Genomic DNA, 12,932 nt, shown 5'->3' with positions numbered 1-12,932 from the left:
CATAGTCCGCCTACTGGCGGACTGATGCAATGACAATGGAAAAAAAATGAATGACATAACTGAAAAATATTTAATTGCCGATCGGGAGTTTGTATTACGTGATGATTTGACCTTTAAAGAGATTAACAAGGTTGAAGAATTTACTAATCCATTTAAGCCATTAAACAAAACTACCATAAGCAGCAATCGTAGATATTCGCGAAATGAAGTAATTGAGATAGTGAAAATTCTATTATCACCAATTGATGGCGGTGATAAAGAATCTGTAGACTGGCTTGAGTTAACGGAAGAAAAGTGTGTGTTAATTATTGCGGATTATCTTAAAAAAAAAGCGCTCGAAAACATTATTATCACAAAATTATCGAAGGATTACGAAACAGAACTGAAGAAGCAATCAGTGAAAATATCCGATTGAGAGGTTACGAGGGAGAATATATTAAAGGAGAGTTGATGATTTCAGAGGATGAGTCAATTCTCTTTTTAGTTTCTGAAGATGACACATTGAAATTTGAAAATAATAAAAACATTAGTTATGAAATTATAATGACCGCTTACTGCGAAAAAGTAAGAAAAAATCTTAATACAATACTTGGCGTAAATGCTCAAATAAGACACCACCAAAAGCAGAATAACAATGGCTGAAAATATTCAAGAATTAATACTTAAACTCACAATCGATGATAAAGAATATCAAGCAAAAATTGATGTGAATAAAGGGAAGATCGTAGAGCTTGTAAAAGTTATCGATCCTATTGAACAAAAATTCGAGAATACTTTTAAGCAAATAACCTCCGAACTCTCAAAATACAATAAAGCTACTGAATCGAGTGTTGATGAGTTAATGAACTGGATTCGTACTCAGGAAATATCACTTGATACTTTAGATAAATCAATTCATAAAATAAATGAAGAAACAAAAGCTCTTGATATAAACCATCCGGCGTGGCAAAAAAATATGGCTGCAGCCGAAAATTTAAGTTCTGCTAAGGCTAAACTAATTGCCAATTATGATAATTTGGGCTCCGCACAAAAGAAAATTGTCCCCGGTCAAACTCAAATGAACATGGCCATGTCTCAATTTGGTTATGTACTAAATGATAGCCAAATGTTTCTTGTCAATTTTAGAATGGGATTGATGGGTATAAGCAACAATATACCAATGGTAGTGCAATTATTTAATGATGCAAGAAGAGCTGCAGCAACAACCGGGACTACAATATCTCAACAGCTCACAGCTGCATTCATGGGTGGGGGTGGTTTAATAATTGCGATTAATGCAGTAATGTTATTGCTAAATATTTTACCAGGGTTATTTAATGACACAACCAAAGCAATAGAAGCACAAGCTGAGGAAGTAAATAAATTACGAGAGGAATATAAAAATCTTTCGATAGAAGAATCGAGAGCTCAATTCGAGTCACTCCAAAACAGAAAATTATTCTTAGAGGCCCAAACCCAATACATGATGGCGAGGGCTAAAATAATTCAACCAGCAACACCATCCGGAGAGGCACAACTTGTATTTAGCACAAAAGAAGATGAAGATAGGTATAAAAAGTATTCTCAGGAATTAATCGAAACAAATCAAAAAATTGTGATTATCACCAATCAATTAAATACAAGCGAGGAAAGATTAAAATCAATCATTAACAAAACATTTGATTTATCAACTCCAAATAATGTAAGCGCGGCATTGAATATTCTAAATACAGAGATTGATAATCTTGCAGATAAAGAAAAGAGAAATGCTCTAATTCAGCTGAGAGAAAATCTACAAAAATTAAAAGATACCATGACTGGTAAAGAGGATAAAAAATATGAAAAATTCCTAGATAACAAAGAGGGCCTCGCTACTGATATTTTTAAGGATGAATTGATTGAACAGGCACGCCTCGAATTGGTCGGCAAGAGTTACGTAGAACTCTTAGGTATGAAAACCGAAGCTCAAAATAGATACGAGGAGCATCTCAAAACTTTCCACGCGATAAAAAACCAAACCGAGTATGAGGGATGGAAGTTTGTAAAAGAGGTTATGGAAAAGAACCTCGAAATGATGAAGAAAGCTTTCGAGGAAGAAGAAAAAACCGCTGATGAGGCTGCAGCAAAAGCAACTGCAAACAGGAAAAAAAGAGCGGATGCTAAGGATAAGTGGGAAGAGGAGAGGAAAAAATTTAACCGGGAAGCTCAACATAAATTTGAGTCTGATCCGTATGCACAAAGAACTAAAGAACTCGACGCTGAAGAAGCTATATCAATCGAACGGGCAATCAAGTATGCTGCGACTGAAGAACAGATTACTAACATAAAAGCTTTTTATTCTCAACAACGGTTAATGATTGAACAGCAGGCATCATTGCAGCAACTCTCAATTGTATCCGGAATGCTTAATTCATTAGCCGGTTTATTCTCTCGTCACACAGCCGCTTATAAAACTCTAGCAGTTACTGCTGTAATGATTGAGACATACAAAGGAATGGCAGCCGCTTCATCTCCACCACCGATTGGTGTTGGCCCAATGTTAGCGCCATTTTATTCTGGAATCATTTTTGCAAGAGGTGTTGCTCAAGCCACAAATATTATGAAGCAAAACACCGATATGAAAGGCTTTGCCCAGGGAGGTATTTTACCGGAAGGTAAGGCTGGATTTTTTGAGGGAACGCATAGAGAAATAGTAGCTCCGGAAAAAGATTTTATTACTGTTGTAAATGATTTAGTGAAGCAAAGCTCGATACAAATTAATGGTGGTTTAGGGGGCAATTTAAGCGGTGATAATACTCTATTAAGAGAAATAACAAAACTAAACTCAAACTTTGAAAAATATTCCAACAGACCCGCCATTGCTGTTTTTGATAACGATACAGCAAGGGCGGTTGGTGATTATTATGATTATGATATGAGGAGAGAACATTGAGGCAAGGTTTTCAAATAAAGTTTAGAAATGGAGTAAATGGAACTCTTGTTGATTGGACAAATGACGTTCGCGTTCATAATATGAGCTCAATAAAACGGAGAGTTGAAAGCCGCAGAAAAGGTGAAGCTGGTTTAATAGGTTTTGATGGACTAGGGTTGACGTTGAGATATGTACCGGGATCGCCGGTTTATAATGCTTTTAATATTGATTACACAAATCAGTTAAGATATATTTTTGAAATTCATGGCGTAAAGAGTAATAATACCACCGTTAAATGTTTTGAGGGAGTATGTGATTTCTCCTCAATAGATTTCCCGGATATGGAACGCAAAATATCATTTGAGGTTATTGATAAACTAAAAGCCTTAGATATACTTACCAATACTAATAAACAGCGTGCAAGTTTTTATCCTGTAGGTACAAGAGTAGATAGTGCTACAGATTATATTTATGGTTTTTCCGGTAAAGGAAGTAATGGGCAGATAACAGATCACAATTGGGATCAATTCGGTTATTATGATGATGTATGGTGTTTTGTTTCATTTGACAATAATGAATCATACTGGGGTGCTCCATTAAATATGGGGCAGACTATTTTTAAGCAAGGTGAAACAATTGAAGTACCCTATGGTGATTCAACCAAAAAGTATTTTGTAATGAGTAGTTGGCTGGATGCAGTGCCGACAACTGTTGCAAATCAAATTGGCAGTTACGCAACAGCTACATGGTGCAGGTTGTATCCCGTTGAAGATAGCGCGGTTTCTCTGGCATTTGGTAAAGATGAAAATACTATCTATACAAATCAGTACTACGATAAACCGGCAGGCCACATTGATGTTTATGATTCATCCGATTATTACAATCAGAATCCGATAAAAGGATTTGACGCACTCAAATTAATGGAAGTGCAGATAAAGAATGCTTGGCCAAATGATACTATAATAAATCAGAGTGGTGATTCGATATATCCCATGTCGTTGGATTATTTCACACTTCTGATTGATGAGATGCCTCTTGGTAAACATCCCTACGAAATGGTTAAGATGTGTGCCGATTCTATGCGTTGCTACGTATTTTATGATAAGCTTGGACGTTTCGTAATAAAAGCAAAAAGTGCTTTGGGTGGAGGCACAAAAAGAGTCTTTAATACCTTTCCCAAAAATCGCGGTACTAGAAAACCATTTTGGGAAAAAATCGCGGATGGTGTAACAATCATTGTTAAATCCGGAACAACGGTAAACGGAGTAACTCTTCAGGGCTCGGCATCAATACAAAGATACGCGGGTATAAAACCACGCAATGAGGTAAAATTAGAAATAATTGCTCCTTACACAGTAGAAGCAACGCAAGAATCGCTTGATGCCTACGCAGAAACTGTTGCCAACGAAGTTTTTAATTTTTATGGTAAAAGAAGGTGGGCATATCCAATTGGCACTGCATTATATGATGAAATGCTTGATTGGGAAATGCTGGATACAATTGAAATAAACGGAGTGGATTACTTCCTTGAGAATTTAGAACTAGATTTATTCAAATGGTTTGCTTCGTTTAACCCGGTAGGTGTAACCGGTTACAATTACAACAGAGAAACAGTTCATTTAGCGTTAGATTCTTCAAAATATAATGCAGGCTCTTTTCCCGGGACTTCAAACAGTCAAACTGTTGCACAACAAAATTTAAGCGGGCAAGCTCCACTTGTTATTACCGATAATATTATAGAATTAGAATACACAGATAATTTCAAATTAAGTGTTGATAATAAACTTGAGGCAATCCAGGATATTAAGAAAACAAGTACAACCATTGAATTTGCTAGGATGGCTGTTGGCGGAGTTCCAGACTCCACTTATAAGTTTAAGAATTATGGGGATGAATGGATTGTAGGAAATCAAAAAATAGATGGTGTTCAATCGATTGGTGGTGCAGCTGATGTTAACTTTAAACAAAAAATATATGGCCATCAAAAAGTAACCGGCAACATTACTGTCGATGGAGATATTTATATCGGTGGTTCGATTAACCAGGTGAATGTTGTTGATCTGAATATAAGTGACCACGCAATAAGATTGAATAAGGGTGGCGATAATACAACCGCATTAGATGGTGGTATTGAAATGTTAGGGGCAGGTGATGCTTTACTTGGCTCAATTAAATATAGTGGCGCAAACTGGATTTCAGATTTAAACATCGATATTGCTTCGGGTAAAACATATAAAATAAATAATGTTGATGTGCTTTCCTCAACTGCACTCGGAGCATCAGTTTTAACCTCATCATTAACAACTATTGGAACTTTGAATCATGATTTGAATATCGCTAATACAAAGGTTTATAAAATAAATGGGACAGAAGTATTATCGAGCACTACTCTTGGCAATAGTGTTATTGCTTCATCTTTAATAACAGTCGGGACTTTAACAAGCGGTGTTTGGAACGCAACTCCAATTAATGGTCAATACCTAAATTATAATACAACTAATTTAAAGGTGACATCTAATAAAATAAACACAATACAAGATATTGCTACAACCTCTTCGCCATCATTTACTAACATTACATTAACAGGTATAGTCGATCAGCAAGGAACGAGTAATTCAGAGTTTGGTTCACAATCTCTACTGCCAAAGCAGTCTTATTACGGAAATCTCGGTTCGATAAATAAAAAATGGTTAACGCTGCATGCATCCGAATTATGGGTAGAAACTTTAGTTGCTCAAGAAACTATTGGAACTATTGGCGGACGTGTTCTGGTTGGCCCAACAACAGTACTTGTCGCAGATCTATCTTCAGGCTCAACGACAATCACTGTTAAGCATAATCAAATGGTTAATGGCGATATAGTATATATGGAGGCCGAAGGTAAAGTTGAATTTATGCGAATTAATTCATCTCATTCCGGAAGCGCTGGCAATTATACATACTCTGTAGTTAGAAATGTTGATGGCAGCGGTGCTAATACATGGTACGCGGGTGATGCAATGTTTAACACCGGGCAAGCTGGCAGTGGCTTTATTGATTTGTATTCTGTACGAGGTATTAAGACTGCTTCACAAACTGGCCCATCTATAGTTGGAAGTGTTCGCAACTCATCTACTTACAATGATTATTCAGAGCATTGGGCAATAGGAAATCTTAACGGACTTTATGGCTATTCTACAAATACATTTGGTGTTGGACTCGGCAAATACGCGAGTAACATCACAAACATTACGATTGATTCTACGAATGGTTATAGGATAAGACTTTATAACGATGTAATTGCGCAATGGGATAATACGGGTAAAATAACTTTAGGAAAAATTGCTGCAAGTACCAGCAGATTAGAACTTGCAAGCGGTGCTATTAATTTTATATACAGAAATGGAAGTAATGTTGACTCAACAAAAATGAGTTTAGATGCATCGGGGAATGGTTCATTTACCGGAACAATAACAGCAACCGCTGGATCATTTGGAGGATGGAGTATTACCGCGCCAAGCATCTACAAGCTTTCTGATTCAGGAAACAATAGGGTACAAATAAACCTATACGGACAACTGACCAATTACACCTTAGGATTGCAAGTAACAGCTCAAACAATTTCCCCGGATGCAACCAAGCTAATTAGTACCATAGGCAGTTATAATGATGGAGGTGCGGCAAGATATGGCATCTCTGTATGGGATGCAGTTAATAATGCTTGGCTTTTAAATGTTGGCTACGGAGGCGCATCAAGTAATACTGTCGCAACAATTTCTGGATGGAGTTTTGATATTACAAAACTTTACAATTCAAAAGTAAGACTGGAAGCATCCTCATCATTAAAGGGACTATCTCTAAATGACGGCAGTTATGATATAATAAAAATTGGGGAATTTGCAACTGCAAACCCACCCGATGTTTATACTGATTATACCGCAAGTATGCTACCCGAAGGAGATTTTTCAGTATCCAATTATGCTGCATGGAGTAAATCAAATAGTTCATATTGTACTAATAGCAATGACGGCACTGTTGGATATTGTTTGACTAGTAACGCGCAATTAAATGTTTCGAACTTCGAACACTCTGTATATATAACAAAATCAAGCATGAGCAGTTACGCGGGCAAATCATTAGAAGTTCAGTTCTCAATGAGACACGGGACAGAATATTCCAGCATTTATCAAACATTAGTATTTACTGTTGAAAGTTATAACGGTTCCAGTTGGAGCAATATTTACAGTGAATATTTCGCTACTTCAAACCAATATTGGTGGCAAACACAAACATTTAGATTATCGATACCTAGCAATTGCCAACAGCTTAGATATACTCTTCGATTTTTTGTCACGGGATCAAATAAAACATTTCCTCATTTAAGAATTGATGAAATAAAAACAAGAATTTATGATAAGACTTTCTTTTGGGTTAATGAAACAACTTGGAAGCTTTACAATTCACCCGGCAACTTTCTTGATTTTTCCAGCGGGGTGTTTAGAATAAACGCAAGTGAAGTATTGATACAAAACAAAAAACCAGTAAGGTGGCTGGGCAGTTATCCTACCGGTTATAATGCTAATTATCTTTCAGCCAACGAAGGCGATATGTATGAAATAGGAACCACTGTTTATGTTGTAACCGGTACTGCACACAGACAATTAAATTAAATAAGGAGTTATACAATGCAATTATTTTTAAGCAAAGAAGAAAAGTTTCATGTTGAATCAATAGCGGCAAAGAGAAATAACCTTGCTTTGCAAGATCAACTATTACAAAATGAAATGGATGGTGTAATAGCAGAATTTTGTAAAAGGAGTTCCGTTGATATTAAGAAAGCAAAATCGTTGAACATAGAGCAGGGATTTATTGAATTTGACGAGGATAAAAAATCGAATACCAAGAAAGAGAAGAAAATAAAATAAAGAGTAGTTAATTAACTATTTATAACTCATTAATCCGCCAATAAACGGCGGATAAGTAGGTATAAAATGAAGACTGTCAAAAAAAATTTAATAATAGAACGCGGTGATGCTTATCTCGGTGAGGATCGACTAGAGATTCGAGTTCCGGGTGATTGGAGCACCCATAAATGCAGTATGGGAGTAAAACTGGATAAACTTACTCCAAGCTCCAATCTATTAATCAGGAAAAGGAATACTTTATATAATGGTAGTGATGATGAACTTGAAGCCATTTATGATGGTTCCGATACTTGTTTCAAAATATCAATCCAGAAAGAAGATACCGGGGATTTTCTTGAACCAAAATATTACTGGGATTTAATTGCGATCGATCCTTCCAATGGTGCTAAAACAAAAACTCTTGCAAAAGGTGAGTTCAAAGTTGAGTTTGACACCCAGACAGAATTTGACAATACACAACTACCCACTGATGCAGTGCGCTATTTCCCAGTTATACTTTCCGATATTGGCGCGGGCAAAGTAGTAAAAATAAACGCAACTGAAGATGATGTTGAAGGGGTTGATGTTTACACCGAGGGGGAAGCTGATATTCTACTCTCCGGCAAAGTTGATAAAGTAACCGGCAAAGGTTTATCAACTGAAGATTATAGCACAAACGAAAAGAATAAACTATCGGGCATTGAAGCCGGCGCTGAAGTAAATAATATTAGCGATGTAAACGCCACCCATTTAACCGATGGCGGCGTAACTACATTGCACAAACATTCTTACAACAATTTAGATAACCTTCCGGATTTAACCTTAAAGGCTGATTTAGTTGAGGGTAAAGTTCCCTCAACACAATTGCCAAGTTATGTTGATGATGTAGTTGAAGTTGCTAATTATGCGGCACTCCCCGTACCCGGAGAAACCGGTAAAATATATGTTACCTTGGATGATAATAAAACCTATCGTTGGAGCGGTTCGGGTTATGTGGTTATTTCCGCGTCGCTAGCTTTAGGAGAAACGAGCTCTACAGCTTACCGCGGGGATAGAGGTAAAACTGCATACGACCATAGCCAAGTAACCCATGATAAAGCATTAGTAGGTCTTGGCAATGTTGATAACACTAGCGATTCCACAAAGAACAGCGCAACGGCAACTTTAACAAATAAAACTCTTTCCGCGCCAATTATAACCGGAGCAACAAACATAACTGATGCTATCTTTAATCGCGCGGTGCATAGTAAGGGTGATGAAGGTGGTTATCGGTTAGATGGAGTGGATGATTTAGTAACCATACCAGATAATGATAACTTGGATTTTGGTATAGGTGATTTTAGTATAGTCTTAAATATCAGAACTGGCTCGGATATTACCAGTCAGCAAAGGGTCATATCCAAATCTTTTACTAACGGTTATGCTGTATCAATACTAAGTGGCAAACTTTTCGTAGCTATCGGTGGTACAACTAATCTTTTATCTTACGACATACAAGCAAATAAACTCTATCACATAGTTGTTGTCAGAAGTGATACAAACCAAGCATCTGTATATATCAACGGGGCAGTAGCTGTTGCGGGGAGTGTAGATGGGGGGAGTATAACTAATGGCGATATTCTGGCTTTCGGCAGACGTAATACTTCGGCTGTTGATTACTTTAGGGGAACGATATATTCTTCACAACTTTTCAACCGAGCCTTAACACAATCTGAAGTTCTTGCTTATTACAACAACGGTTCACCAACTGAATATAGTATGCCTTATGCAGATAGAGGGGCGAGTAATACAAACTTAATTGGTGCATTAAACTTCGCAAGCGGATGGAGCTTAAATTCTGGAGTCAGCGTTGATAACGCAAGCCAGTACACTTCAACGGGGAATGGTGGCGTTTATAGGAATATAGGTATCACAACATCCAATTTCTTTAAAATATTTAGAATTAGGTTAGCTGGTACAACAACGGCAACAAGTATTAAGCTGGGCAGAATTAATTCATCAGCCTTTTATTACATAGAGGGACTGACTGGTTCTTTCGATACAACGTTTACATTCGTTGGGAATGGTCTTAGTTACGGGATGGCTTTAGAGAACGTAGGGGCTGGCACAACTAATATAACAACCTTTGAAGTTATTACCATCGGCAACGTACTCGACTTACAGCCACAATGGGCAGGCCAATTCGGCTGGATTGACAATAGCGGGAATAGGTTGCATGGGCAAACATCAGGAAGCCCGATAGCATTAGCTGTTGGGGTAAATGCAAACTACAAAGATATTAAAACAGCGATAACAGGTAATACCACACTTACAAATGTTATTCCCAAAGAGTATCGAATACGTGGGATATTAGTTAATAACACAACAGCTAACGCAGTAACAATTAGCATCGGGACAAGTAGCGGAGGGACCCAAGTGGTTAATGCTAAGGCGTGCGGTGCTGGGCTTACTTTTATCAATGACGCAGAAATACTTGCAAAGATATTTAGTTTGACCGCAGACCAAACACTATTCGTTCATTCGGCAAATTGGAATAGTAGCTCAATTAACGTTGAATTTTCTTTAAGTAAATATTAGAGGTGAATTATGATAGAAAAAGAATATAAAGAGCAGGTACTCGACCAAGAATCGACTCACGTGCAGATTAAGCACCCTATTGAAAACGAAAATATCGTTGTGTGTGATTTAGTAATCAAAGAAGGTGAAGATGTTAAACAAGTATTAGCAACAGACAGATATTATGAGTTGCCTTTTGTTTTGACAGAGCAAGAAATAGAGGCCTTAAAATGCTTTTAATAATTAAAATATTCTGGACGCTGCCTCAAAACATATTTAGGGCAGTGTTTTGGATTTACTTAATCGCAACCAATAAAAAAGAAGATAGATTTTATTGGAGCACAAAAAATGCGGTTACCTTGGCAGTAAAAAACTTTCCGAACCTCCCGATCGGGAACGGTATAAATCTTGGCGAATTTATCCTCATGAAAGCATGGGCAAGTAATTACGATCATGAATTCCGGCACTACAAACAACAGCTTTATTTTGGGTGGTTATGGATTCCGGTGTACCTACTTGTTACCGGGGTGCAGATGTTGTTCGGTGTGGAGTATGAAGATACTTTGTTTGAAAGGGATTGAGGAATAAGCCTCTATTATTAAGCCAATAATAAAGTATTAATTGGTCTTTAAAATGATGACTGACATGCATTAAATTGGTGCATGGAGAAAAATGAATTTTATTCGACATTATTTGCGCGGACAATAAATAAAAAGGAAAAAGATTTCCATTTATTTGTGCTTGCTGAATTATTATTTAGAATTGATGGTATGAAGGGCTCAAACGACATCTATTCGAAAAGCGAAATCAACCGACTTGAAAAAGAGTTGGTAAAATGGAAGAAGATCAGAAACTCAAAGTGGTAATTAATAGTCCGGCTGCTCCACTAGGGGGGGGCCAGCAGAGCAGACCGAATACCCAATCAATTATACCTCATTGATGGGTAGATTCTTTACTTATGCTGCCAACAATAACTTGAGCCCGCCGCTGCTTTCCTTTTACAGCGAGTTCCTTTTTTAGTTGTAGCTGCACACTGGGAAGATTCGCTTTGTTTACTAGTACTTACTTTCCTCTCGCTTTTAGATGAAATAGCTGATGGTGGTCTGCACCTTGCACAAGGTCCATATCCTCTACTTACCGCATCGTTCAAGTCAATTTCGATAGAACTTTGAGATAATGAACCACAATGCCCCAAATGATATTTGGAACCCGTTTTTGTGATATAAACCGTCTGCGCGGAAACAAGGGAAGTGAATGAGAATAGGAAGAAAATACAAAGGAGTTGTTTCATATTTACCCCATAGAAATGCTTTTTTTAAAATAATAATTTGTTCATAAAACTCAAATTGGATTAAAGAAATTGGTTGGATGAGAAGATTATTATTATTTGACTATTGAATTTCAAATTAAAGCCTCATATTTTAAACTAAAAGGGGATTTTTTGCACACCCAAGAAGTTAAATTACTATATGATAGTGGGGTATTATGAGTGAGTTCGAATATGAGTTTTTTGATGGTAAACGAGAATGGTCTCGGTTGAAAGATAATGTTATTGAGCATTATCTTGAGCCATATCTAAAAAAAATTAAGAAATTAAATAAGAAAATAATTTTAGTAGATTCATTCGCTGGGCCGGGGCTATTTGATGATGGCTCCAAAGGATCGCCATTAATTATATGTGAGGCTGCAGAAAAATATTTATCGGAAGACTATGGAGTCTTTCTAATTAATAAAAATCCTGATCACCACGAGCAGCTCTCAAAAAATTTACGAAAGTATACCGATACTGGTAAAGTGCATGCGATTAATTTACCTGCCAATGATTTTTTAATCAAACTTGCGAAACAAATAACTGATGAGGTTGTTTTTATTTATTTAGATCCATTTGGAGTAGTTGGAATTGAGTATGAATCAATATTGCCGTTTTTAAGGCGTTCCAAGAGTTTTAGCACAGAATTAATAATTAATTTAAGCGTCCCAACTATACTTCGCCTATCATGCGTAGACTCGTATGCCGAAAAAGGTATTACCCCAGAGATACAAAGTAAACATAATACTCTAAGCAAAGTGCTTGGTGGAGATTATTGGAAGAATTTTTTATTAAACTCTGCGATCGACACGGATGAACGGATAGAGGAATTATTGGAAGAATATAAAAGTAAGTTAGAGGAATATTTTAAATATGTTGGGTATTGTCCCGTGTATGCAACTGATGAAAGAAGTAAGATGAAGTACTGCATATTTTTTGCTTCACGGCACAGGGATGCAAAGTTCCTGATGAACGATATAATGGCTACAGCTTATAAAAAGCACATTTGGAATTTTTTGGTTCGTGATACACTATTTGGAGAGGTCGAAATGAAACCAGAACAGATGCTTGATTCTTACTTTGAAACCCTAGAGGATATTATTTTGGAGGAAATAGGGAATACCAAATTTTGTAGAATTGAAATATGGAATAAAATTGTTTATAAGTATTTTATGAAGTATACTCGCTCCGATTTCCATAAATGTATAAGGAATCTCATTACCAAAAAGAAGTTGATAATCGAGCCGTTGGGAAATCTTAACGATGAAACTATATTATATAAAAATTAAGAAAG

Annotated in this window: 11 protein-coding genes; 10 read left to right on the top strand and 1 reads right to left on the bottom strand. The window is 36.7% G+C overall.

Annotated features, from left to right (window positions below; translation table 11 throughout):
• The first annotated feature begins 46 nt into the window (after positions 1-46).
• The 9 genes from KF816_11375 (at position 47) to KF816_11335 (ending at position 11,195) form a co-directional block, all read left to right on the top strand.
• Positions 47-415 (top strand): hypothetical protein, encoded by a 369-nt coding sequence (locus KF816_11375; protein MBX3008610.1) that lies wholly within the window; start codon positions 47-49, stop codon positions 413-415.
• A gap of 35 nt (positions 416-450) precedes the next feature.
• Positions 451-642 (top strand): hypothetical protein, encoded by a 192-nt coding sequence (locus KF816_11370; protein ID MBX3008609.1) that lies wholly within the window; start codon positions 451-453, stop codon positions 640-642.
• Positions 635-2,911, top strand: a complete 2,277-nt coding sequence (locus tag KF816_11365) for a hypothetical protein (GenBank protein ID MBX3008608.1) — start codon at positions 635-637, stop codon at positions 2,909-2,911. Before KF816_11370 ends, KF816_11365 begins: the two co-directional genes overlap by 8 nt.
• Complete coding sequence (locus KF816_11360) at positions 2,908-7,539, top strand: S-layer family protein (protein MBX3008607.1); 4,632 nt, start codon at positions 2,908-2,910, stop codon at positions 7,537-7,539. Before KF816_11365 ends, KF816_11360 begins: the two co-directional genes overlap by 4 nt.
• A 15-nt stretch (positions 7,540-7,554) precedes the next feature.
• Positions 7,555-7,794 (top strand): hypothetical protein, encoded by a 240-nt coding sequence (locus KF816_11355; protein ID MBX3008606.1) that lies wholly within the window; start codon positions 7,555-7,557, stop codon positions 7,792-7,794.
• Between the two features lie 66 nt (positions 7,795-7,860).
• Entirely contained in the window at positions 7,861-10,350 is a 2,490-nt protein-coding gene (locus tag KF816_11350; protein ID MBX3008605.1) for a LamG domain-containing protein, read from the top strand.
• A 9-nt stretch (positions 10,351-10,359) separates the two neighbouring features.
• Positions 10,360-10,569: a hypothetical protein gene (locus tag KF816_11345; GenBank protein ID MBX3008604.1), complete on the top strand. Its 210-nt coding sequence runs from the start codon at positions 10,360-10,362 to the stop codon at positions 10,567-10,569.
• Positions 10,560-10,910: a hypothetical protein gene (locus KF816_11340; protein ID MBX3008603.1), complete on the top strand. Its 351-nt coding sequence runs from the start codon at positions 10,560-10,562 to the stop codon at positions 10,908-10,910. The genes KF816_11345 and KF816_11340 overlap by 10 nt, the downstream gene beginning before the upstream one ends.
• An 81-nt stretch (positions 10,911-10,991) precedes the next feature.
• On the top strand, positions 10,992-11,195 hold the full coding sequence (locus KF816_11335) for a hypothetical protein (GenBank protein ID MBX3008602.1): 204 nt from the start codon (positions 10,992-10,994) through the stop codon (positions 11,193-11,195).
• Between the two features lie 86 nt (positions 11,196-11,281).
• On the opposite strand, the gene KF816_11330 is transcribed toward KF816_11335, so the two are convergent.
• Positions 11,282-11,620, bottom strand: a complete 339-nt coding sequence (locus KF816_11330; protein ID MBX3008601.1) for a hypothetical protein — start codon at positions 11,618-11,620, stop codon at positions 11,282-11,284.
• Between the two features lie 194 nt (positions 11,621-11,814).
• Here KF816_11330 and tcmP point away from each other — a divergent pair, with 194 nt between their 5' ends.
• Positions 11,815-12,927 carry a three-Cys-motif partner protein TcmP gene (gene tcmP, locus KF816_11325; protein ID MBX3008600.1) on the top strand — a complete coding sequence of 371 codons (1,113 nt, stop codon included), beginning with the start codon at positions 11,815-11,817 and terminating at the stop codon, positions 12,925-12,927.
• Positions 12,928-12,932: the final 5 nt, after the last annotated feature.

The sequence above is a fragment of the Melioribacteraceae bacterium genome (assembly GCA_019638015.1).
GTDB lineage: Bacteria > Bacteroidota > Ignavibacteria > Ignavibacteriales > Melioribacteraceae > JAHBUP01.
This window is presented reverse-complemented; position numbering and strand designations above follow the sequence as displayed.

Bases quoted from the DNA above. Each gene is read 5' to 3' on its own strand.
- KF816_11365 (MBX3008608.1), top strand. From the start codon at position 635: ATGGCTGAAAATATTCAAGAATTAATACTTAAACTCACAATCGATGAT.
- KF816_11330 (MBX3008601.1), bottom strand. From the start codon at position 11,620: ATGAAACAACTCCTTTGTATTTTCTTCCTATTCTCATTCACTTCCCTT.
- KF816_11370 (MBX3008609.1), top strand. From the start codon at position 451: ATGATTTCAGAGGATGAGTCAATTCTCTTTTTAGTTTCTGAAGATGAC.
- tcmP (MBX3008600.1), top strand. From the start codon at position 11,815: ATGAGTGAGTTCGAATATGAGTTTTTTGATGGTAAACGAGAATGGTCT.
- KF816_11355 (MBX3008606.1), top strand. From the start codon at position 7,555: ATGCAATTATTTTTAAGCAAAGAAGAAAAGTTTCATGTTGAATCAATA.
- KF816_11340 (MBX3008603.1), top strand. From the start codon at position 10,560: ATGCTTTTAATAATTAAAATATTCTGGACGCTGCCTCAAAACATATTT.
- KF816_11350 (MBX3008605.1), top strand. From the start codon at position 7,861: ATGAAGACTGTCAAAAAAAATTTAATAATAGAACGCGGTGATGCTTAT.
- KF816_11375 (MBX3008610.1), top strand. From the start codon at position 47: ATGAATGACATAACTGAAAAATATTTAATTGCCGATCGGGAGTTTGTA.
- KF816_11335 (MBX3008602.1), top strand. From the start codon at position 10,992: ATGGAGAAAAATGAATTTTATTCGACATTATTTGCGCGGACAATAAAT.
- KF816_11345 (MBX3008604.1), top strand. From the start codon at position 10,360: ATGATAGAAAAAGAATATAAAGAGCAGGTACTCGACCAAGAATCGACT.